Source organism: Achromobacter sp. SD115, from assembly GCF_017355315.1.
Taxonomy (GTDB): domain Bacteria; phylum Pseudomonadota; class Gammaproteobacteria; order Burkholderiales; family Burkholderiaceae_B; genus Achromobacter; species Achromobacter xylosoxidans_B.
Genome location: NZ_JADIJM010000011.1, coordinates 100,691 through 120,974, shown reverse-complemented (window position 1 = coordinate 120,974; position 20,284 = coordinate 100,691). Strand labels below are relative to the sequence as shown.

Genomic DNA, 20,284 nt, shown 5'->3' with positions numbered 1-20,284 from the left:
CCGTCTCTACAGGTTTCGTGTCGTTGAACGCAATTTCAGAACCTCCTTCTCCGGCCGAAACCTCCTGGCGCATCCTGCCGCAGGGTGACCGCTGCCTGATCATTTCCTTTGGCGACCAGATCGACGCGGCCGTGGGCCGGACCTGTCTGGCCGCGGCCGGAAAGCTGCGCGACGCGCGGCTTCCCGGCGTGACCGACGTGGTGCCATCGTTCGTCGCGGTGGCGGTGCATTACCGTCCCGGCGCCAGCGGCGGCCCCACTTACTCGCAACTGGCCGAACGCATCGGACAGCTGCTGTCCGCGGGCATCGCCGCGGACACCCTGGGCGGACGCGAGATCGACATTCCGGTCTGCTACGGCGGCGAACACGGCCCCGACCTGGCCGAGGTGGCCGAAGCCGCCGGCCTCACCCCTGAAGGCGTCATCCAGCTGCACAGCCAGCCCCGCAGCATGGTCTTCATGCTGGGCTTCGCGCCCGGCCACGCCTACCTGGGCGTGCACGACGAAAAACTGAATATCCCGCGCCGCGCCTCGCCGCGTACCGCCGTGCCTGCCGGCGCGGTTGCAATCGCCAACCGCCAGACCGTGATCTACCCGAACCGGCTTCCCGGCGGCTGGAACATCATCGGCGCCACCCCGCTCACCATGTTCGACCCGGCCCGCGAACCCGCCGCCTTGCTGCAACCCGGCGACTCGGTCCGCTTCGTGCCCATCAGCCCCGAGGAATTCGACCGCATCCGGGGAGCCCGGCCATGAGCCTGACCGTGATCAAGCCTGGCATGCTGTCCAGCTTCCAGGACCGCGGCCGCGAGGGCTACCAGCACCAGGGCATCCCGGCTGCCGGCGCCATGGACGAGCGCGCACACCGCTTGGCCAACGCCCTGGCCGGCAACCAGGACGAACACGCCACGCTGGAAATGACCCTGACGGGTCCGACCCTGCGCTTTGACGCGGCGGCCTGCTTCGCCCTGGCCGGCGCCGACCTCGGCGCCACCCTCAACGGCCAGGACATCCCGGTCCACCGCCCGCTGGTGGCGCGGACCGGCGACACGCTGGCCTTCGGCGCCAGGCCGGCCGTGGGCGTGCGCGGCTATCTGGCGGTACACGGCGGCTTTGCGCTGCCGCGCGTCATGGGCAGCGAAAGCACCTATCTGCGCAGCGGCTTCGGCGGCTTCCAGGGGCGCGCGCTGGCCAAGGGCGACCAGGTGCCGCTGCATGCGCCGCTGGCCGCGGGCCGCGACCTGGACGCCCTGCAGGAAGCACTGTGGAACCAGCGCGTGTATCTGCCGGCGGCGCTGGGCGCCAAGCGCCGCGAGTTCATCCGCTTCCTGCCGGGCATGCACTGGGAGGAATTCTCCGATGCCACCCGCCAGGCCTTCGGCGGCGGGGCGGAATTCCGCATCAGTCCGCAGTCGGACCGCATGGGCTACCGCCTGCTGGGCCCGGCGCTGTCCATGAGCCAGCCGCGCCAGATGCTGTCGGAAGCCGCCTGCTTCGGCACCGTGCAGGTGCCCTCGGGCGGCGAGGCCATCATCCTCATGGCCGACCGCCAGACCACCGGCGGCTATCCCAAGATCGCGCAGATCGCCACCGTGGACCTGCCGGTCCTGGCGCAGTGCGCGCCCGGCCAGACCTTGCGTTTCCAGCTGATCGAACTGGAAGAGGCGCAGCGCCTGGACGGCGAGCGCGAACGCGCCTTCACGCAATTGCAAGATGCGCTGGCGCCGTTGCGCGCGCTCCTTGCCTAGAAAGGAATTTGCCATGACCACCCGCATCGACATGAATTGCGACATGGGCGAAAGCTATGGCGCCTGGACCATGGGCAACGACGCGGCGGTGCTGCAGTTCGTCAGCTCCGCCAACATCGCCTGTGGCTTCCATGGCGGCGACCCGGCCACCATGCGCAAGACCGTGGCGGCCGCGCTGGCGCGCGGCGTGGCGCTGGGCGCCCATCCCAGCCTGCAGGACCTGGCCGGATTCGGCCGCCGCGTGATCCAGATCAGCCCCGACGAAGCCTACGACATCGTGGTCTACCAGATCGGCGCGCTGGCCGGCGTGGCCGCCTCGCAAGGCGCCCGCCTGCACCACGTGAAGGCGCACGGCGCCCTCTACAACATGGCCGCCAAGGACGAAGGCCTGGCACGCGCGATCTGCCAGGCCGTCAAGGACGTGGACGCCTCGCTGATCCTGTACGGGCTGGCGGGCAGCAAGCTGATCGACGCGGCCCGCGCCATCGGCCTGGCCGCCGCCAATGAAGTCTTCGCCGACCGCTCCTACCAGGACGACGGCTCGCTCACGCCGCGCAGCCGCGCCGGCGCGATGATCGAAGACCTGGATCAGGCGGTGGCGCAGGTGGTGCGCATGGTGCGGGAAGGCAAAGTGCGCTCGGTCGACGGCAAGGACGTGCCGGTGCAGGCGGACACGCTCTGCATCCACGGCGACCAGCCGAACGCGCTGCTCTTCGCCGACGGCATCCGCAAGGCGCTGGAGCAGGCGGGCATCGAAGTCCGCACGCCCCCGAGGGCTTAGGCGCAATCAGTCAAGCGCGGCCCGCGCAGATACGGCCGGCCCAGGAGCGGTCAATTCAGCCGCGGCCGAAGCGCGGCGCCGGCTCTTCCGTATCCTGCTGCGCGGCGTGGCGATAAGCCTCGAGCACGCCAGGCAGCACATCCGCCAGATAGCTGCGCGTCATGTTGGTCGCGCGCTCGACATCGCGCACGGCCAGCGCCTCGATCACGCCGCGGGTGCACACCTGGATCCCGCTGAACGGCATCGCCTGCCGGGCCAGCAGGTAGCGCAGCGGCTCGATCTGTTCGTAAAGCTTGCTGAGCATGCTGGCCAGCGGGGTATTGCCCGTGCTGCGGGCTGCGGCCAGATAGAACTCGCACGCAGCCCCGATCGCGGCTTGCGCATCGCCCGCGGCCAGCGCCGCCGCGATGGCCGCGTCATGACCGCGTTGCTCGGCCAGCAGCGGCGCCAGATCGTCGACCTCCGCCGCCTGGCGCAGGCAATAGGCTTCCAGCTCCGCGCGCAACAAGTACAGATGGCGGATCTGCGCTTCGGTGTAGAGGGTGACGCGGAAGCCCTTGCGCTGGATGTGTGTGACCAGGCCGCTCAATTCCAGCAGGCGCAACGCTTCGCGGATCGGGCTGCGGCTGGTGCCGAAACGCTGCTCCAGCTCCTGTTCGCGCAGCGGCTGGCCGGGCCGGATGGTGCCGTCCACGATCAATTCACGAATCTGTTCCTGCAGGAAATACGGAATCGTGGCGGGCGCTTTGATGTCCAATCGGCTCCCCTTGTACTGCGCAATGCATGGTGTGAGACATTGTGAAGATACTAGAAATCTCTTGAAACATAAATAAGAAAATTGTTGCAGGGCGCCATGCCGCTCCGGCTGTCAGTCCCAGTCGTCCCGATACACGAACTTCGGCATCTGCCAATTGAAGCGCAAGGCCAGCAGGCGCACCGCCAAGCCCGCGGCCAGCGCGATGGGTACTGCGGCGTTGGCGGACAGACCCAGGGCCTGCGAACCCAGATACAAGCCGCCGGTCACGAAGGCGACGCTGGCATAGAGTTCCTTGCGGAACAGCAGCGGCACCTCGTTGCACAGCACGTCGCGCAGCACCCCGCCGGCGCAGCCGGTGATCATGCCGCTGATCAGCACCACGGTGACCGGCAGCTGCATCATCTGCGCCACCTGGCAGCCGATGACCGTGAACGCCACCAGGCCCAGCGCGTCAGCCAGCAGGAACACGCTGCGCAGGCGCCGCATGACCGGCGCGATCAAGGCGGTGATGATCGCCGCGCCCGCCGTCATCCACAGGTATTCCGGGTGGACCACCCAGGTCAGGGGGTAGTGCCCCAGCAGCACATCGCGCAGCGAGCCGCCGCCCAGCGCAGTCACGCAGGCGATGATGCAAACGCCCATCCAGTCCATGTCGCGGCGGCCGGCGGAAAGGGCCGCAGTCATCGCTTCCGCCACGATGGCAACGAGGTAAAGCGTGTGCAGCAGGGTAGGCGACAGGTCCGGGAACATGGGGCGGGCAGCAGTTGAATTGGCCCCATTGTATTAATCCGGCGCCGCGGCGCTCGGCCATTGCCTGCGCGCGCGCCATCCCTTACGCTCGACATTGCGTTGACATCGATCAAATCCCCCTCAGCAAGGCCGCGGGACAATGGGGACATGCCCGCAAGGGCGAATCGGCCGGAGCGTACGCACGCGGGAGTCGGCGGTCTGGCCATCACCGGGAGAGAACGTATGACACAGCAAACTGGCCCCATCCTGCTGGCAACCGACCTGAGCGCGCGCGGCGACCGCGCCCTGGACCGCGCCCTGCAACTGGCCAAGGAACTTGGCACCAAGCTCATCGTCCTGCATGTCATGGAATCCCATGCCACGCCGGCCCGCCTGACCACGCCGGTATGGCGGCGCCTGTCGACGGACCACAAGGCGCTGGCCGAGCGCGAGCTGGCCGAAGACCTGGCGGCGGCCGACGTGCCGACCGAAGTGGTGGTCGTCAGTGGCGATCCGCTGGTCCGCATCATGGAAACCGCCGACAGTTACGGCTGCTCGCTGATCGTCACCGGCACCGCCCGCGATGAAACGCTGGGCCGCCTGCTGCTGGGCACCACGGTCGAAAAGCTGGCCCGCCAGGCGCGCCAGCCGGTGCTGGTGGTCAAGACCCGTCCGCGCCGCCCCTACCGCGACGTGCTGGTCGCGACCGACTTCTCCGCCGGTTCGCGCCAGGCCTTGCGCGCCGCGTTGCAACTGGTGCCGAACGCTGATCTGACGCTGTTCCACTCCTATGACATCCCCTTCCAGGGCAAGAAGGCGCCGGAAGATGCCATCACGCGCAGCTTCTATCACGCCGCCGAACAGAGCGCCCAGGAGTTCATCGCCGAAACGCCCGAACTGGCCCAGGTTGCCGCCCCCAAGGTGGTACTCGAATGCGGCCAGCCGGAAACCGTGCTGTCGGAGTACTCGTTCAATCACCGTTCCGACCTGGTCGTAACCGGCACCCACGGCCGCACCGGCATCCTGCGCACCGCCATCGGCAGCGTGGCCGAACGGCTGCTGGAATCCCTGCCCAGCGACGTGCTGATCGTCCGGCTGCTCGGCGAGGAATAAATCGGTCAGGCATGAAAAAACGGCGCTTCGGCGCCGTTTTCCTTGCTTGCGGGGCTTGTGCTTGCCCCTACGCTTCCTCGCCCTGCTTTTCCATGGTTTCTATCGTGCCACGCAGCAGATGCAGCAGCACCAGGCCGGGCAGCGCGATGACCACGGTCAGCAGGAAGAAACCAGGCCAGCCCATGGCCTCGACCAGGGGCGGCGTGAGCGGCCCCGCCAGATAGGTGCGGCCCACGGCGGACAGCGCCGACAGCAGCGCGAACTGGGTCGCCGAAAACTGCTGGCGGCACAGCGCCATCAGCAGGCCGACGAAGGACGCCGTGCCGAGTCCGCCACACAGATTCTCGATGCCCACGCCCGCGGCCATCAGCCAGAGGTTCTTGGGGCTGACGGCAATCAGCCAGTACGCCAGGTTCGATACCGCCTGCAAAAGGCCAAAGGCCATCAGCGAGCGATACAGACCCCAGCGCGACATCAGCGATCCGCCGGCCAGCGCGCCGATGATGGTGGCGGCCAGGCCCAGCACCTTGTTCACCGTGCCGACTTCCGTCGGCGTGAAGCCCGCGCCGCGGATCAGGAAGGTGGTGGACAAAGCCCCGGCAAAGGCGTCGCCCAGCTTGTACAGCACGATCAGCAGCAGCACGGCCAGCGCCCCGCGCCGCGTGAAGAACTCGCGCAGCGGCTCGCCCACCGCTTCGCGCAGCGTGCGCGGCGGGCGCGCGACGTGCTCGGGCTCGGGCGCCCAGAACGTCGCCAGCGCGCACAGCAGCATCAGGCCGCCCATCAGCACATAAGTGTTGCCCCAGCCTATCCATTGGTCCGCAAGGATCAGCGCCAGCCCGCCCGACACGATCATGGCCAGCCGGTAGCCCATGACCTTGATGGCCGCGCCGGCGCCGCGCTCATCCTTGCGCAGTACGTCGGTGCAATAGGCGTCGAAAGCGATGTCCTGCGTGGCCGACAGAAAGGCCACCAGCACGGCCAGCAGGGCCAGGGTCTGCAGCGTCGACGACGGCGACAAGGCGCCCATCGCCATGATGGCCACGGCCAGCAGCAACTGGGTCAGCAGCATCCAGCCGCGGCGCCGGCCCAGCAAGGGCGGCGCATAGCGGTCCACCAGTGGGGCCCACAGGAACTTGAGGGTATAGGCGCTGCCCACCAGGGTCAGGAAACCGATCTGCTGCAGCGGCACGTTTTCCACCGTGGCCCAGGCCTGCAAGGTGCCGCTGGTCAGGGCCAACGGCAATCCGCTGGCAAAGCCCAGGACCAGCAAGGGGGCCACGCGGGGGCTGGTGTAGACGTTGGATGCAGCGGTAATGACGATCTCCTGAAACGCGCCCGCGCGCCGCTAGCGGCCGCGGGCATGCGGCATTTTAGGGCCTCTGCGCCCGCGCTGCAGGCAGGATGCGTGTCGGAATGTCAGGGCGACGCGAAACGGTACACCGCCAAGGTGCTGCGCCAGCTGGGCAGCAATTTCACCTCGCGCCCTTCGTTGAAGGTGGCGCGTTCAAGAATGCTCACGCGCACCTCGCCGGCCAATTGCTCGAAGTCGCGCAGCGTGCACAGGTGGATGTTCGGCGTGTTGTACCACTGGTAAGGCATCTGGCCCGTCACCGGCATGCGGCCGCGCAGGATGGCCCAGCCGTGCGGCCAATAGCCGAAGTTGGGGAACGACACCACGCCGAAGCGCGCCACGCGCGCCATTTCGCGCAGGATGTGCTCGGTGCGGTGCATGGACTGCAGGGTCTGCGACAACACCACGGTGTCGAACTGCTTGTCGTCGAACAGGGCCAGCCCGTCTTCCAGGTTCTGCTGGATCACTTCGACGCCGCGACGCACGCAGGCGATGACGCAGTTGTCGTCCAGTTCCACGCCGGCGCCCCGCACCTGGCGGTGGTCGCGCAAATGCGCCAGCAGCGCGCCGTCGCCGCAGCCCAGGTCCAGGACGCGGCTGCCGGGCTCGATCCAGCTGGCGATGCGCGCCAGGTCGGGCCGCAGGACGTGGTGCGCGGGGCGGGGAGTCACGGGAGTCATGCGGCGCGTCCTTCGGTCTGGGCGGCATCGCCGAGGCCGAGCTCGCGCGCGATGCGTTCGTAATAGCCGCGAACCACGGCATGGTAGCGGGCGTCTTCCAGCAGGAAGGCGTCATGGCCATGCGGCGCGTCGATCTCGGCGTAGGTCACCGGGCTGGCGTTCTTCAGCAGCGCGCGCACGATTTCGCGCGAGCGTTCCGGCGGAAAGCGCCAGTCGGTCGAAAACGACACCAGCAGGAAATCGGCCTTGGCCGGCGCCAGCGCGCGCGCCAGGTCGCCGCCAGTGGTGCGCGCGGGATCGAAGTAGTCCAGCGCGCGCGTGATCAGCAAATAGGTATTGGCGTCGAAATAGCGGGTGAACTTTTCGCCCTGGTAGCGCAGGTACGACTCCACCTCGAACTCGACGTCGTAGCCGTAATGGTAGGCGCCATTCTCCGCCGGGGCGCGCTGGGCGCGGCCGAATTTCTCGGCCATGTCGTCATCGGACAGATAGGTGATGTGGCCGATCATGCGGGCCACCGACAGGCCGCGGCGCGGCACCGTGTCTTGCGCGTAGTAGTCGCCGCCGTGGAAATCCGGATCGGTGATGATGGCGCGGCGCGCCACCTCGTTAAAGCCGATGTTCTGCGCCGACAGGCGTGGCGTGCTGGCGATGACCACGCAATTGGCCACGCGGTCCGGCAGCGTGATGGCCCAGCTGAGCGCCTGCATGCCGCCCAGCGATCCGCCCATCACCGCCGCGAAACGTTCGACGCCGAAATGGTCGGCCACCCTGGCCTGCGCCCGCACCCAGTCCTCCACGGTCAGCACCGGGAAAGCGGCGCCCCAGGGCTTGCCGGTTTCCGGATTGATGCTGGCCGGGCCGGTCGAGCCGAAGCAGGAGCCCAGGTTGTTGACGCCGATCACGAAGTAGATGTTGGTGTCCACCGGCTTGCCGGGACCCACCATGTTGTCCCACCAGCCCACATCGCTGGGGTTGTCGGCCGCCTGGCCGGCCACGTGGTGCGAGGCGTTCAACGCGTGACAGATCAAGACCGCGTTGCTGCGCTGGGCGTTGAGCGTGCCATAGGTCTCGACCGCCAGTTCGTAGGCAGCCAGCGACTGGCCGCTCTGCAAAGGCAGGGGCTCATCGAAACGGATGAAGGTGGGAGCGACGAGGCCGACCGAACCGGGATCAACGGCATCGGAAAGCGTGACGGGTGCGGGTACGAACCCGCTGGCCGAATCACCGGCCAAATTCTGGGCAGGAGTGGTCATACGGACCTCTTTAGCTGGATTTATTGGAAGGCGCCCGCAAGCGGATCAGGCAAATCGGCGCCGAAAAATTTGGTACTGCGGCAGGAATTCTAGCACTGCTCAAGCGCGCCGCAACGGCCGGCGGCATCGCCGCTCCGCCGGCCGCATGCGCCGGACCTTCAGGCGCCGGCCTCCCAGGGTTCCTGGCCCAGGTACTCGTAGCGCTCGGTATTGACCCGCGATATGCGCCATTCCACCGCCTGCCGCTTGTAGGAGAACGCCACGCGGCGGATCTCCAGCAGAGGGCTGCCTTCGGCCACGCCCAGCGCCCGTGCCTGCGCGCGTTCGGCCACGCAGGTGCGCAGGCGCTCGTCGGTCGCAATCACATTCACGCCGAAGACGTCCTGGTACAGCGCGTAGAGCGTGCTGGCGCGGTCGCGCAGGTGCTCCTCTGCCATGCCCGGAAAGCAGGATTCCGGCAGGCAGATCTCATCCATCATCACCACGTCGCCATTGAGCGACAGCACATTGAGGAACTCGAACACCATGTCGCCGGCAGCCAGGTTCAGCTTCTCGCGCGCGATGGCGGAAGCGCGCACCCGGCGAAACCGCAGCAGTTCGGTCGCGGGATAGGACTTGTCGCCATCCTGGCGCACGATGCGGAAGAACTTGAAGAAATGGTGATTGCGCGTATGCACGGCCACGTAGGTGCCGCGGCCCTGATGGCGCACCAGGATGTTCTCGGCCGCCAATTCGTCGATGGCCTTGCGCAAGGTGCCGATGGATACGCCGAAGCGTTCCGCCAGCAGCTTCTCGGGCGGGATCGCCTCGCCCTGCTTCCATTCGCCCTGCGCCAGCGCGGCCAGCACGGCCTGCTTGACCTGCGCGTACAAGGGACTGCCCAAAGGCACAGTCGAGGACAGGCTGGTATTCATGGGTGCATCGCATCAATCAGGAGCCCACAGTGTAGCGGCGGGGACGGAACCTTCTCAAGTCATACAATTCATATATATGATTTAGTTGACATGAGCGGAGCCGGGTCCTAAGATTTCCTGGCCGTAGTGATCCGCGCCCTGCGCTCCCAGCCCAAAAGAGGAAGACAAATGATTCACGCCGTATTGCACGATGCCAAGGACACGGTGGCGGTCGCCGTGGTGGAAGGAGTCACCGCCGGAACGGAACTGAACGCCTGGATCATGGATGAAGACAAGATCATCCACGTGCGCGCCTCACAGGACATCCCCATCGGCCACAAGGTGGCAATGAAGGACATGGCCGTGGGCGACACCGTATTCAAGTACGGCGTCGACATCGGCCGCGTGGTGGAGCCCATCCAGGCCGGCCAGCACGCCCATGTGCACAACATCAAGACCAAGCGCTGGTAAGCCCTCCACCCCGCACAGGAATCCACCATGTCCATCATCAACGCCTCGACCACCTTCCAGGGCTACCGCCGCGACAACGGCCGCGTCGGCGTCCGCAACCACGTCATCGTCCTGCCTGTGGACGACATCTCCAACGCCGCGGCCGAAGCCGTGGCCAACAACATCAAGGGCACGCTGGCCCTGCCTCACCCCTATGGCCGGCTGCAGTTCGGCGAGGACCTGGAACTGCACTTCCGCACCCTGATCGGCACCGGCTGCAATCCCAACGTCGCGGCGGTGGTGGTGATCGGCATCGAGGAAGGCTGGACCAAGCGCGTGGTGGACGGCATCGCCGCCACCGGCAAGCCGGTCATGGGCTTCAGCATCGAACTGCACGGCGACCACGACACCATCATGCGTGCCTCGCGCTGCGCCAAGGAATTCGTGCACTACGCCACGGCCCTGACGCGCAGCGAGTGCCCCATCGCCGACCTGTGGGTGTCGACCAAATGCGGCGAATCCGACACTACCTCCGGCTGTGGCGCCAACCCCACCGTGGGCAACGCCTTCGACAAGCTCTACGGACTGGGCTCCACGCTGGTCTTCGGCGAAACCTCGGAGCTGACCGGCGGCGAACACATCGTGGCTGAGCGCTGCGCCAACGACGCGGTGCGCGAACGCTTCATGTTCATGTTCAACCGCTACCAGGCCATGATCGACCGCTGGAAGACCAGCGACCTGTCGGAATCCCAGCCTACCAAGGGCAATATCGCGGGCGGGCTGACCACCATCGAGGAAAAGGCCCTGGGCAATATCCAGAAGATCGGCAAGCAATGCCGCGTGGACGGCGTGATCGACAAGGCCGAAATCCCCGACGGCCCCGGCCTGTGGTTCATGGACTCGTCCTCCGCCGCCGCCGAAATGGTGACCCTGTGCGCGGCCTCGGGCTACGCGGTGCATTTCTTCCCCACCGGCCAGGGCAACGTCATCGGCAACCCCATCCTGCCGGTCATCAAGATCTGCGCCAATCCGCGCACGGTGCGCACCATGTCCGAGCACATAGACGTGGACACCAGCGGCTTGCTGCAGCGTGAAATCGACCTGAACCAGGCCGGCGACAAGTTGCTGGAATGCATGCTGGCCACCGCCAACGGCCGCTGGACCGCGGCCGAAGCGCTGGGCCACCGCGAATTTGTCCTGACCCGCATCTTCGAAAGCGCTTAATCGCGCCTGTCATCCCCGGCAACGGCGTGTCCGCATGCAAGAGTGCGGACACGCCGTCCTGCCGCCCCCGCAGCATCGTCTCAAAACAACACCAGCAGACCCGGGCGGCATCCGCCACGGCAGCACAGGCGGTTGCATTCCTACCCGGGCGCCACCCAAGGAGGAAGACAGATGAACAGCGAACACGATCACCATCCCGACGCCGCGCAACGCCGGCGCCTGCTCGCCGCCCTGGGCGCCGCCGGCCTCTGTGCCCTGGCGCCGTGGCAGCGCGCCCTGGCGCAGAAGGCCTGGCCGGAACGGCCGATCAACTATGTGGTGCCTTTCCCGCCCGGCGGCCTGACCGACGTGGCCGCGCGCCAGGTCGGCAAGGCCCTGAGCGACGCCGAACGCTGGAACGTGGTGGTGGAAAACAAGCCGGGCGGCAGCGCCAACATCGGAGCGGCGCACGTCTCGCACGCGGCTCCCGACGGCTACACCTGGCTGGCGATCACGCTATCGCACGCGGCCAACGCCACGCTCTTTGCCGGCAAGGCGGGCTACGACCTGACGCGCGACCTGACGCCGCTGGCGGGACTGGCGTCCTCGCCCATCATGGTGGTGGTCAACGCCAAGAGCGACATCAAGAGCATGGCCGACCTGGCGAAGGCGGCCCGCTCGAAGTCGCTGTCGGCCGGGTCCAGCGGCAACGGCACCCCGCCGCACCTGACGCTGGCGCTCTACCAGAAGCTCACCGGCGTGCCGATGATGCACATCCCCTACAAGGGTGGCGCACCCTCCCTCACCGACCTGATAGGCGGCCACCTGGACGTGGTGTTCTCCAACTATCCGGAATCGCTTGCGCACGTCAAGAACGGCTCCTTGCGGGCGCTGGCCATCACCACCCGCGAACGCAGCGCCGATCTGCCTGACGTGCCCACCGTGAAGGAGGCCGGCCTGCCCGACCTGATCGTCGAGAACTTCACCGGCGTGCTGGCGCCGGCGGGCACCCCGCCGGAACTGGTGCAACGCATCGGCGACGCCATCGTGCGGCAGGTCTCGCAACCCGCCATGAAGCAGGCGCTGCTGCAGCTGGGCTTCGTGCCGCAGCCGCGCGGCCCCGCGGAGTTCGGCGCCTACCTGAAATCCGAGGTGGACCGCTGGGCCAAGATCATCCGCGACGCCAACATCCAGATCGCCTGACCACCGTGGAGCCCCTGCCCATGCATATCCTCATCTCCGAGTTCATGGACGCGCCCGCGGTCGACGCGCTGCGCCAGCGGTTCAACGTGCGGTACGCGCCTGAACTGGTGGAACAGCGCGACGCCCTGCTGGCGGCCGTGGCCGAGGCCGACGGCCTCATCGTGCGCAACCGCAGCAAGGTGGACGCCGCCCTGCTGCAGGCGGCTCCGCGGCTGCGGGCCGTGGGCCGCCTGGGCGTGGGTTTGGACAACATCGACCTGGAGGCCTGCGCCGCGCGCGGCATTGCGGTCATACCCGCCACCGGCGCCAATGCGCGCGCCGTGGCCGAGTACGTCGTCGGCACGGTGCTGATGCTGTTGCGCGGCGCCTATGCGTCGACAGCCGAGGTCGCGGCGGGCGCATGGCCCCGCAACGCGCTCTCGCAGGGCCTGGAAGCGCACAGACGCACACTGGGCATCGTCGGCTTCGGCGGCATAGGCCGGCTGACGGCCCGCCTGGCGCAAGGACTGGACATGCGCGTGGCCGGCTGCGACGCCGCGCTGCCGCCGGACCATCCCGCCTGGCGGGACACCGGCGTCACCGCCATGCCGCTGGACGAACTGCTGGCCCAGGCCGATGCCGTCACCCTGCACCTGCCCCTCACGCCCGGCACGCGGCGGCTGCTGGACGCCGGCCGCATCGCGCGCATGCGGCCGGGCGCGGCGCTGATCAACACCTCGCGCGGCGGCATCGTGGACGAAGCCGCGCTGGCCGACGCATTGCGGACGGGCCATCTGCGCGGCGCCGCGCTGGACGTGTTCGAACAGGAACCGCTGCCTGCGGGCAGTCCGCTGGCGGACGCGCCCAACCTGATCCTGACGCCGCACATCGCCGGACTGACGCAGGAAGCCAACACCCGGGTTTCCGACATGGTGGCCGCCGGTGTGACAATGGCGCTTACGGGCGGCGACCGATGAAGCCACACGGCCCGGCGCCCGCCCTGGAAGAGAAGGATATGGCTCACATCTATCTGGACGAATTGCAACTCCTGGCTGCAGCGGGCCTGGCCGCCGCCGGCGCCAATGCCGCCATGGCGGACAGCACGGCGCGCGCACTGGTCTTCGCCGAAAGCCAGGGGCTCAGCTCCCATGGCCTGTCGCGCGTGCCTTTCTACGCCGGACACCTGCGCGCTGGCCGCGCCATCGGTTCGGCGGTGCCGCGCATCGTGCATGAACGCGGCGGCGCGGCGCTGATCGACGCCGGTTCCGGACTGGCCTTTCCCGCCTGCGCAATGGCGATCGAACAAGCGGGTCTGCGCGCCCGCGAACACGGCGTGGCCTTCGTCGGCGTCGGCAACAGCCACCACTTCGGCGAAGCCGGCTACCACCTCGAAGCCCTGGCCGACCTGGGCATGGTGGGGCTGGCGCTGAGCAACTCACCCGCTGCCATGCCCGCCTGGGGCGGCAAGCGGCCGCTGTTCGGCACCAATCCCATCGCCGCCGTCTTTCCCCGGCGCGGCGGCGCGCGGCTGGTGATCGATCTGTCGCTATCGCAGGTCGCGCGCGGCAAGCTCATGATCGCGGCCCGCGACAACCAGCCCATCCCGCTGGGCTGGGCGCTGGACGCCGACGGCCAGCCCACCACAGATCCCAAAGCCGGCCTGGCGGGCAGCATGCTCCCCGCCGGCGGCGTCAAGGGCGCGATGCTGGCGCTGATCGTCGAATTGCTGGCTTGCGCGCTGACCGGCTCGCACTTCGGCTTCGAGACCGAGTCCTTCTTCGTCGACGCAGGCGGCCCGGCGCGGCTGGGCCAGGCTTTCATGGCGATCGACCCCGGCGCGCTGGCCGGCAACAACACCTATCTGGACCGCGTCGAAGTCCTGGTCGACGCCATGCTGGAAGACGACGGCGTGCGCCTGCCGGGCGACCGCCGCCGCAAGCTGCGCGACGAAGCGCTCAAGCATGGCGTGGATATTCCCGACGCGCTGATGGCGCAGTTGCGGGCCATGTCGGGCACGGCGTAGATCGTTTTCCACGGCACGCGGGGGCACTCGAGCACGACCCTGTGCGGCCGGTTCAATTGTCGCGACAGCGTCGCGACAATTGAACCCGATCTCACACTCCCCGGCTGAACCACAGGATCACCGGCGCCAGCAGCAGGAACGCCACGGTCGACACCAATACCGCGCCCGCCGCCGTATCCCCTTGCGTCGTATAGCGCTTGACGTACATGTAGCTGACCACGGCGCAAGGCATGGCCATCTGCAGGCTGAGGGCGCCGGCCAGCACCGGTTCCAGGTCCAGCGCCCATACCACTGCCAGCCCCGCGCCCAGGCCCACGGCCAGGCGGATGGCGGCGACCTTGGCGCCGTCGCGCAGGCCGTTGGACGGAATCAGCGCCAAGGCGTGACCCAGGCTCAGCAGCATCAGCGGCACCGTCACCGCGCCCAGCATGCGGGTGGTCTCGATCAGCCACTCCGGCACCGGCACATGCAGGACGCGCAGGGCCACGGCGACCAGGGACGCCAGCAAAATCGGACTCTTCCAGCTGCCCTTGGTGTTCACCCCCGGCAGCAGGCGCACGGCGATGGTATGCATGACGAAGGAGCTGACCGCGAAGAACGCGACCGCCACCGACAGGCCTGCGTCGCCAAAAGCCATCTGCGAAATCGGCAGCCCCAGGTTGCCGGCGTTGGGCAGAAAGGCCGTGGGCAGCAGCGTGCGCACGGGCAGTTTCCACACTTTCAGCAACAGTGCGCAGACCAGCGCGCACAGCAGCAGCGCCAGCAGAGTCGCCACCGCCACGTCGGCCAGCGCGCGGTCGTCCAGATGGGTGGTGACGAAGGTGTGGAACACCAGGGCCGGCGTGGTCACCGAGGTCACCAGCATGGTGATGAAGGAGCCGCCGAACGGCAGGTCCCGCTTGCCCCAATACACGCCTATGCCCGCGCAGAAGAGCAGCGGCAGCATCAGCACGATCGATGAAAAATAGAACTGCACGACGGCGGACATGCGCTTATTCCGTTAGAGATAAGAGGATTGATGCGTGAAGGCATCATCGCTTGCCGGGCGGCCCGTCCGGACGGCAGCATGAGGCAACTCGTCAATCGCCGGGCCCACGCCCCCATTCGCCATGTCAGCCACCGCCCACCCCGCCACACCGCCGGCCATGAACCCGGCCACGCCCCCAGCCATGGGTTCAGCCTTGAATCCTGCATCCAGTCCGGCCCAGGCGATCAAGCCCCTGTCGGAGCGCCAGGCCAGCTGCCTGCACTGGGCCGCCCTGGGCAAGACCAGTTGGGAAACCGCCCGCATCCTGGGCGTCAGCGAAAGCACCGTGAATTTCCACCTGTGCAACGCTTGCGACAAACTCGGCGTGCGCGGCCGGCGCGCCGCGGTAGTCGCGGCGCTGAGGCTGGGTCTGATCCAGCCCGTCACGGCTTGATGACGACGGAACGCAGGAACTCTTGCGCCCGCTCGGCCGGCAGGCTCTCCACGGTGCCGGCCGCCACGGCTTCGATCAGCATGGTATCGGTCACCCAGACCCTGGCCCGCAGCCAGCCCGGCTTGCCCATGGCCTTGCCCTGGACCTCAATGTCCTGCCCGTAGGCAGGCCATACGTTGGGCGGCGGCGACTGCATGTTGGCATAGAGCGAATGCATCAGCGCCATGCCCAGCGCCTGCTTGGCGGCCGGGTCCTTCGCGATATCGGGCGGCAGCGGCGCCGATCCCACGGCAAAGACCGCCTCGCCCACGGTGGCGCTGGCCAGGGTAAAACGCAAGGTATGGGTGTCCAGCTTCAGGTCGCGGGTATCCGTCGTGACCCGGTCCGGGAACGCCGCGCGGGCGTGCCCGTCGGCCACGTCGACTTCGCGCCAGTTGTAACTGGGCGAGCAGGCCGTGATCAGCAGAGCCAGCGCGGCAATCGCGCCGGCTTTCTTGAACATGAAACGAAACAGCGATGAAATCGTCATTACGGACCTGGACTGTCTATTCATTTCGAGGAAGCCAGAAATTGTCGCCGATTTCAATGACCCCCGCGCCCGACGGCACGCCCTTGGCCAATTATGTCTGGCCAGCCGCCCCCAATGTATCCCCGCCGATCATCGGCCCGGGCACTCCCAGTATCTACCTGCTGCACGGGCTTAGCGAACACGCCGGACGCTATGACCGCCTGGCGCGCTGGCTGAGCGCCCGCGGCTGGACCGTGGGCGCGCACGACCACCGCGGCCATGGCCGTTCCGGCGGCCGACCCGCGACCCTGAGCCACGAGGACGACCTGGTCGTCGATGCGGTGGACCGGCTGCGGGCCTGGACCGCCGCGCATGGGCGCCCGCCCATCCTGCTGGGCCACAGCCTGGGCGCCCTGGTCGCGGTGCGGATCGCCCTGCGCCGCATGGTCGAGATCGACGGCCTGGTGCTCAGTTCGCCCCCCTTCGTGGTGCATGTGCCGCCCTGGGTGCGGCGCACGCTGACCTGGATGTCCCTGCATGCGCCCGACTTGCGCGTGCCTCACGGCCTGGCGCCCGCCCGCATCTCCCATGACCCCGCCGTGGTGAAGGCTTACCGCAGCGATCCCCTGGTACGGCGCCAAATGACCGGGCGGCTGGCCCGCTTCGTGGACGAAGGCGGCCGCGAATCCCTGCGCGAAGCCCCGCTCCTGGCCTGTCGCACCCTGCTGATGGTGGCGGGCGACGACTCCATCGTCGCCGCCGAAGGCAGCCGCCAATTCGCCCAGCGCGCGCCCGCCGAACTGCTGACCCTGCGCTGGTACGACACCGCCTGGCACGAGATTTTCAATGAAACCGCCCCCATCGCCGACCCGGTCTACGCCGACCTGGACGAGTGGCTGGCGCGCACCGCCCAGGCATTGTCCCTGTCCCCAGTATTGACTCCCTCGGCACAGGAGGCCGGCACCCCGTAAAATCCGGCGACAGACCCAAACGAGAAGAACCCGTGACTGATACTGCCGCCAACCGCCTCTCCCGCCTGGAGGCCAACCGATCGCTGCTGACCCAGACCCTGCGGGGCATCGAAAAGGAAGGCCTGCGCGTGGACGAACAGGGTGTCCTGTCCCGCAAGCCGCACCCCGCCGGCCTGGGCTCGGCGCTGACCAACGAACACGTCACCACCGACTATTCCGAATCCCTGCTCGAACTCATCACGGGCACCCACAAGGACGTGGACGCGCTGCTGGCCGAACTGACCAACACCCATCGCCACGTCTACAGCGTGCTGGACCATGAACTGATCTGGAACCAGTCCATGCCCGCCACGCTGCCGTCTGAAGCCGACATTCCCATCGCCTGGTACGGCAAGTCCAACACCGGCATGCTCAAGCACGTGTATCGCCGCGGCCTGGCCGTGCGCTACGGCAAGACCATGCAATGCATCGCCGGCGTGCACTACAACTTCTCGCTGGCCGAAGACCTGTGGTCCGTGCTGGACACGCAGCCCGGCAGCATCCAGGACCGCCGTTCGCGCGGCTACATCAGCCTGATCCGCAATTTCACGCGCTATTCCTGGCTGCTGATGTACCTGTTCGGCGCCGCCCCGGCGCTGTCCAGCGACTTCCTGCGCGGACGCGAGCACCCCCTGCAAAAGCTGGGCGACAGCACGCTGTACCTGCCCTATGCCACCAGCCTGCGCATGAGCGACCTGGGCTACCAGAACAAGGCGCAGTCGCAGCTCAAGCTCTGCTACAACGACCTGGACACGTTCCTGGGCCGCCTGTACGACGCGGTAACCCAGCCCTGGCCCGATTACCAGAAGATCGGCACCAAGCGCGACGGCGAATGGATCCAGCTCAACACCAACGTGCTGCAGATCGAAAACGAGTACTACTCCAGCATCCGCCCCAAGCGCGCCACCGGCCGCTGCGAACGCCCGATCACGGCGCTGGCCGAACGCGGCGTGCAATACGTTGAAGTCCGCTGCCTGGACATCGACCCGAACTCGCCGGTCGGCATCGACGCCGACACCGGCCGCTTCGTCGACGCCTTCCTGCTGTTCTGCACCGCGTCCGACAGCCCCTTCTTCCCTGCCAACGGCTATTGTCAGCGCAGCGCCGACAACTTCTCGACCGTCGTCAAGGAAGGCCGCAAGCCCGGCCTCGTGCTGGACCGCGAAGGCCAGTCCATCGGCCTGGCGCAGTGGGGCCACGAACTGCTGGACCAGATCGCCCCCTACGCCGCGCTGTTCGACTCCGCCCTGGGCGGCAGCGCCTATGCCCAAGCCCTGGCAGCCCAGCGCGCCAAGCTCGACCAGCCCGACTCCACGCCTTCGGCGCGCCTGCTGGCTTCGCTGGCCGAGAGCCGCCTGTCGTTCCATGACTATTCGCTGGACCTCAGCCGCAAGCACGCCGATGCGCTGCGCGCGCAGGCCCTGCCGGCCGATATGGCGGCCGCCTATGTGCAGGCCGCCGCGCAGTCCACGGCGGAGCAGCAGCGCCTGGAGCAATCGGACACCGAGGATTTCGATACCTACGTGGCCCGCTACCACGCCGCGCTGAAGGCGCCGCGCAAATAAGGCGTATCGTTAGGGTTTTGGTCCGCGCCGCCCGCTTGCTGACGGCGCGGACTGCTCTGACACATCAGGAGGTTTTCCCCATGCGCCGCACCGCAACATTCCTGCTGGCCTTGGCCGCCAGCGTGGCGGGGATAGTCCATGCCGCGCCGCCGCCCATGCAGACCGTGGAATCGGTGGACCTGAAGCGCTACGCCGGCATGTGGTACGAGATCGCGAATTTCCCCATGTTCTTCCAGCGCGACTGCGTGGGAGACACCACCGCCGAATACACCGCGCATGCCGACGGCACGGTCGGGGTGAACAACCGCTGCCGCACCAAGGACGGCGACATCGACACCGCGTCCGGCACCGCCACGGTGGTGGAAGGCAGCAACAACGCCAAGCTCGAAGTCTCGTTCTTCAAGCCCTTCAAGGGCGATTACTGGGTGATAGGCCTGGATCCCGAATACCGCTGGTCGGTGGTCGGCACGCCGGACCGGAAATACCTGTGGATCCTGTCGCGCTCGCCGCAGTTGCCCAAGGAAGAGCTGGACAAGGCCCTGGACGCCGCCAAGGCGCAGGGCTACCAGCTGGACGAACTGCGGTACACGCCGCAGAAGTAGGACAAGCCCCGCAACCCTTACCCTGCGTAATCCCGCGCCAGGCGCATCACCGTCACGCCCGGCTTCAGCTGCCGCAACGACGGCATGACCAGCGTGCACCGATCGTAAGGCGTCACGATGGGCTGGCCATCGGCCCAGCCCAGGATGGAACCGGCCTGCTCGAACGTCTCCAGCCCCGTCCAGGGCTCGGAGAAGCGCAGGTCCATGGACGGCGCGACCACCGCGTCCGTCACTTCCAGCACGCGCTGGTTCTCCGCGTCCGGCATCAGCCAGCCCGCCGGCACATCCCCGGCATCCGCCACGCCCGACTCGACCAGCATGCGCGCCACCATGTCCCGCGCCACGTCGCGCGCAGCCAGCTCGCCATGGAAACCGCATTCGATCAGCAAGGCGCAGGCGTCTTCGTGGGCGGGATCGCCGAACTGGCCAAAATCGCGCATGCGCACGCCGTCCTTGTGGCCCGCGTCCACGATCACGTGCTGCGGCGCCTTCAGGCGGCGCGCCAGCGCGATGTTGCGCGGCAGGACGCCCGTCAGTAGCAGGGGCGCGCCCGGCTCATGCATGGAATGCAGGTCCAGCAGCCAGTCCGCGCGCTCCACCCAGGGACGCAGCTCGGCGCCGCGCTTGCGGTCCGGCGTCGTGGGATTATCCAGGCGCTCGGCGCTCCAGACGCGGTTCATGTCCTCGGCAACGAAGCGCGAGGCATCGTGGTTGGCGTGGTCGAAACGGTCGAACGCCTCCAGGTTGCAGAACGCCAGCGTCAGGCTGCCGCGGCGCGGGCGCAGGCCCGCCGCCAGCAGGTCCTTCAAGGCCCAGGCGCCGCATAGCTCATTGCCATGTACCAGCGCGGACACCATCAGCGCGCGCCCCGGAAGGCCTGAATCGAAATGCCACACGCCAGGGGTGCCGGTATTGCCGGCGCGCTCGGCGCTCAGGTCGGGTACGGGAAGCTTGAATTCCATGAATATTGTCCGCTGCGGTGCTTGGGTGTTGCGATGACTCGGCTTCGG

General features: G+C 67.7%; 22 protein-coding genes and 1 riboswitch. Of the genes, 13 read left to right on the top strand and 9 right to left on the bottom strand.

The features are described 5' to 3' along the window. The first annotated feature begins 23 nt into the window (after positions 1 to 23). The 3 genes from pxpB to IPU70_RS17195 are packed head-to-tail and all read left to right on the top strand — an operon-like array spanning position 24 to position 2,528. On the top strand, positions 24 to 755 hold the full coding sequence (gene pxpB, locus IPU70_RS17205; protein ID WP_207468931.1) for a 5-oxoprolinase subunit PxpB: 732 nt from the start codon (positions 24 to 26) through the stop codon (positions 753 to 755). Beyond that, on the top strand, positions 752 to 1,747 hold the full coding sequence (locus IPU70_RS17200; protein WP_207468928.1) for a biotin-dependent carboxyltransferase family protein: 996 nt from the start codon (positions 752 to 754) through the stop codon (positions 1,745 to 1,747). Before pxpB ends, IPU70_RS17200 begins: the two co-directional genes overlap by 4 nt. Positions 1,748 to 1,760: 13 nt before the next feature. Further along, complete coding sequence (locus tag IPU70_RS17195; RefSeq protein WP_207468927.1) at positions 1,761 to 2,528, top strand: LamB/YcsF family protein; 768 nt, start codon at positions 1,761 to 1,763, stop codon at positions 2,526 to 2,528. A 55-nt stretch (positions 2,529 to 2,583) separates the two neighbouring features. On the opposite strand, the gene IPU70_RS17190 is transcribed toward IPU70_RS17195, so the two are convergent. Together IPU70_RS17190 and IPU70_RS17185 are read right to left on the bottom strand one after the other, a co-directional pair. Further along, positions 2,584 to 3,285, bottom strand: a complete 702-nt coding sequence (locus IPU70_RS17190; protein WP_207468926.1) for a GntR family transcriptional regulator — start codon at positions 3,283 to 3,285, stop codon at positions 2,584 to 2,586. A 111-nt stretch (positions 3,286 to 3,396) separates the two neighbouring features. Next, positions 3,397 to 4,035, bottom strand: a complete 639-nt coding sequence (locus IPU70_RS17185) for a trimeric intracellular cation channel family protein (protein ID WP_207468924.1) — start codon at positions 4,033 to 4,035, stop codon at positions 3,397 to 3,399. Between the two features lie 222 nt (positions 4,036 to 4,257). On the opposite strand from IPU70_RS17185, the gene IPU70_RS17180 reads away from it, so the two are divergent. Further along, complete coding sequence (locus tag IPU70_RS17180; protein ID WP_013391234.1) at positions 4,258 to 5,127, top strand: universal stress protein; 870 nt, start codon at positions 4,258 to 4,260, stop codon at positions 5,125 to 5,127. 67 nt (positions 5,128 to 5,194) lie between these two features. Here the strand turns inward: IPU70_RS17180 and IPU70_RS17175 are convergent, their stop codons facing one another. From IPU70_RS17175 to IPU70_RS17160, 4 genes are all read right to left on the bottom strand, one after another. Continuing rightward, positions 5,195 to 6,445, bottom strand: coding sequence for a muropeptide transporter (locus tag IPU70_RS17175; RefSeq protein ID WP_207469034.1), 1,251 nt, complete (start codon positions 6,443 to 6,445; stop codon positions 5,195 to 5,197). Between the two features lie 101 nt (positions 6,446 to 6,546). Next, a complete protein-coding gene (gene metW, locus IPU70_RS17170; RefSeq protein ID WP_207468922.1) occupies positions 6,547 to 7,161 on the bottom strand; it encodes a methionine biosynthesis protein MetW in 615 nt (204 codons plus the stop codon). After that, entirely contained in the window at positions 7,158 to 8,417 is a 1,260-nt protein-coding gene (locus IPU70_RS17165; RefSeq protein WP_207468920.1) for a homoserine O-acetyltransferase, read from the bottom strand. Before IPU70_RS17165 ends, metW begins: the two co-directional genes overlap by 4 nt. Next, a riboswitch (SAM riboswitch) is annotated at positions 8,407 to 8,488 on the bottom strand. (Overlaps the previous gene by 11 nt.) 87 nt (positions 8,489 to 8,575) lie before the next feature. Continuing rightward, on the bottom strand, positions 8,576 to 9,331 hold the full coding sequence (locus IPU70_RS17160) for a GntR family transcriptional regulator (RefSeq protein ID WP_207468918.1): 756 nt from the start codon (positions 9,329 to 9,331) through the stop codon (positions 8,576 to 8,578). A gap of 168 nt (positions 9,332 to 9,499) precedes the next feature. Here IPU70_RS17160 and IPU70_RS17155 point away from each other — a divergent pair, with 168 nt between their 5' ends. The 5 genes from IPU70_RS17155 to IPU70_RS17135 all read left to right on the top strand — a co-directional run bounded on the left by IPU70_RS17155 (position 9,500) and on the right by IPU70_RS17135 (position 14,168). Beyond that, on the top strand, positions 9,500 to 9,781 hold the full coding sequence (locus tag IPU70_RS17155) for a UxaA family hydrolase (RefSeq protein WP_013391229.1): 282 nt from the start codon (positions 9,500 to 9,502) through the stop codon (positions 9,779 to 9,781). Between the two features lie 27 nt (positions 9,782 to 9,808). Beyond that, a complete protein-coding gene (locus IPU70_RS17150; protein WP_013391228.1) occupies positions 9,809 to 10,984 on the top strand; it encodes a UxaA family hydrolase in 1,176 nt (391 codons plus the stop codon). A 171-nt stretch (positions 10,985 to 11,155) separates the two neighbouring features. Further along, positions 11,156 to 12,166, top strand: coding sequence for a tripartite tricarboxylate transporter substrate binding protein (locus IPU70_RS17145; protein WP_207468916.1), 1,011 nt, complete (start codon positions 11,156 to 11,158; stop codon positions 12,164 to 12,166). Between the two features lie 20 nt (positions 12,167 to 12,186). After that, a complete protein-coding gene (locus tag IPU70_RS17140) occupies positions 12,187 to 13,122 on the top strand; it encodes a hydroxyacid dehydrogenase (protein ID WP_207468915.1) in 936 nt (311 codons plus the stop codon). A 38-nt stretch (positions 13,123 to 13,160) separates the two neighbouring features. Continuing rightward, on the top strand, positions 13,161 to 14,168 hold the full coding sequence (locus tag IPU70_RS17135) for an Ldh family oxidoreductase (protein WP_207468913.1): 1,008 nt from the start codon (positions 13,161 to 13,163) through the stop codon (positions 14,166 to 14,168). A gap of 91 nt (positions 14,169 to 14,259) precedes the next feature. On the opposite strand, the gene IPU70_RS17130 is transcribed toward IPU70_RS17135, so the two are convergent. Then, the gene (locus tag IPU70_RS17130; RefSeq protein ID WP_207468911.1) at positions 14,260 to 15,156 is read right to left on the bottom strand and encodes an AEC family transporter; all 897 of its coding nucleotides are present in this window, start codon (positions 15,154 to 15,156) and stop codon (positions 14,260 to 14,262) included. A gap of 181 nt (positions 15,157 to 15,337) precedes the next feature. Here IPU70_RS17130 and IPU70_RS32990 point away from each other — a divergent pair, with 181 nt between their 5' ends. Continuing rightward, entirely contained in the window at positions 15,338 to 15,589 is a 252-nt protein-coding gene (locus tag IPU70_RS32990) for a helix-turn-helix domain-containing protein (RefSeq protein WP_207469032.1), read from the top strand. On the opposite strand, the gene IPU70_RS17120 is transcribed toward IPU70_RS32990, so the two are convergent. Continuing rightward, a complete protein-coding gene (locus IPU70_RS17120; RefSeq protein ID WP_207468909.1) occupies positions 15,579 to 16,118 on the bottom strand; it encodes a hypothetical protein in 540 nt (179 codons plus the stop codon). The two genes, IPU70_RS32990 and IPU70_RS17120, sit on opposite strands and share 11 nt — an antisense overlap. A 56-nt stretch (positions 16,119 to 16,174) precedes the next feature. Between IPU70_RS17120 and IPU70_RS17115 the strand changes: the two genes are divergently transcribed. The 3 genes from IPU70_RS17115 to IPU70_RS17105 all read left to right on the top strand — a co-directional run bounded on the left by IPU70_RS17115 (position 16,175) and on the right by IPU70_RS17105 (position 19,274). Further along, positions 16,175 to 17,068, top strand: coding sequence for an alpha/beta hydrolase (locus IPU70_RS17115; protein WP_207468907.1), 894 nt, complete (start codon positions 16,175 to 16,177; stop codon positions 17,066 to 17,068). Positions 17,069 to 17,100: 32 nt separating this feature from the next. After that, positions 17,101 to 18,672 carry a glutamate--cysteine ligase gene (gene gshA, locus IPU70_RS17110; RefSeq protein ID WP_207468906.1) on the top strand — a complete coding sequence of 524 codons (1,572 nt, stop codon included), beginning with the start codon at positions 17,101 to 17,103 and terminating at the stop codon, positions 18,670 to 18,672. Between the two features lie 80 nt (positions 18,673 to 18,752). Further along, a complete protein-coding gene (locus tag IPU70_RS17105; protein ID WP_013391219.1) occupies positions 18,753 to 19,274 on the top strand; it encodes a lipocalin family protein in 522 nt (173 codons plus the stop codon). A gap of 17 nt (positions 19,275 to 19,291) precedes the next feature. On the opposite strand, the gene IPU70_RS17100 is transcribed toward IPU70_RS17105, so the two are convergent. After that, positions 19,292 to 20,236: a succinylglutamate desuccinylase/aspartoacylase family protein gene (locus IPU70_RS17100; protein WP_207468904.1), complete on the bottom strand. Its 945-nt coding sequence runs from the start codon at positions 20,234 to 20,236 to the stop codon at positions 19,292 to 19,294. Between the last annotated feature and the right edge of the window lie 48 nt (positions 20,237 to 20,284).

Excerpts from the sequence above, each read along its gene's own strand:
- IPU70_RS17200 (WP_207468928.1), top strand. The coding sequence starts at position 752 with ATGAGCCTGACCGTGATCAAGCCTGGCATGCTGTCCAGCTTCCAGGAC.
- IPU70_RS17195 (WP_207468927.1), top strand. The coding sequence starts at position 1,761 with ATGACCACCCGCATCGACATGAATTGCGACATGGGCGAAAGCTATGGC.
- IPU70_RS17185 (WP_207468924.1), bottom strand. The coding sequence starts at position 4,035 with ATGTTCCCGGACCTGTCGCCTACCCTGCTGCACACGCTTTACCTCGTT.
- IPU70_RS17180 (WP_013391234.1), top strand. The coding sequence starts at position 4,258 with ATGACACAGCAAACTGGCCCCATCCTGCTGGCAACCGACCTGAGCGCG.
- metW (WP_207468922.1), bottom strand. The coding sequence starts at position 7,161 with ATGACTCCCGTGACTCCCCGCCCCGCGCACCACGTCCTGCGGCCCGAC.
- IPU70_RS17165 (WP_207468920.1), bottom strand. The coding sequence starts at position 8,417 with ATGACCACTCCTGCCCAGAATTTGGCCGGTGATTCGGCCAGCGGGTTC.
- IPU70_RS17160 (WP_207468918.1), bottom strand. The coding sequence starts at position 9,331 with ATGAATACCAGCCTGTCCTCGACTGTGCCTTTGGGCAGTCCCTTGTAC.
- IPU70_RS17155 (WP_013391229.1), top strand. The coding sequence starts at position 9,500 with ATGATTCACGCCGTATTGCACGATGCCAAGGACACGGTGGCGGTCGCC.
- IPU70_RS17150 (WP_013391228.1), top strand. The coding sequence starts at position 9,809 with ATGTCCATCATCAACGCCTCGACCACCTTCCAGGGCTACCGCCGCGAC.
- IPU70_RS17145 (WP_207468916.1), top strand. The coding sequence starts at position 11,156 with ATGAACAGCGAACACGATCACCATCCCGACGCCGCGCAACGCCGGCGC.
- IPU70_RS17140 (WP_207468915.1), top strand. The coding sequence starts at position 12,187 with ATGCATATCCTCATCTCCGAGTTCATGGACGCGCCCGCGGTCGACGCG.
- IPU70_RS17135 (WP_207468913.1), top strand. The coding sequence starts at position 13,161 with ATGGCTCACATCTATCTGGACGAATTGCAACTCCTGGCTGCAGCGGGC.
- IPU70_RS17130 (WP_207468911.1), bottom strand. The coding sequence starts at position 15,156 with ATGTCCGCCGTCGTGCAGTTCTATTTTTCATCGATCGTGCTGATGCTG.
- IPU70_RS32990 (WP_207469032.1), top strand. The coding sequence starts at position 15,338 with ATGGGTTCAGCCTTGAATCCTGCATCCAGTCCGGCCCAGGCGATCAAG.
- IPU70_RS17120 (WP_207468909.1), bottom strand. The coding sequence starts at position 16,118 with ATGACGATTTCATCGCTGTTTCGTTTCATGTTCAAGAAAGCCGGCGCG.
- IPU70_RS17115 (WP_207468907.1), top strand. The coding sequence starts at position 16,175 with ATGACCCCCGCGCCCGACGGCACGCCCTTGGCCAATTATGTCTGGCCA.
- IPU70_RS17105 (WP_013391219.1), top strand. The coding sequence starts at position 18,753 with ATGCGCCGCACCGCAACATTCCTGCTGGCCTTGGCCGCCAGCGTGGCG.
- IPU70_RS17100 (WP_207468904.1), bottom strand. The coding sequence starts at position 20,236 with ATGGAATTCAAGCTTCCCGTACCCGACCTGAGCGCCGAGCGCGCCGGC.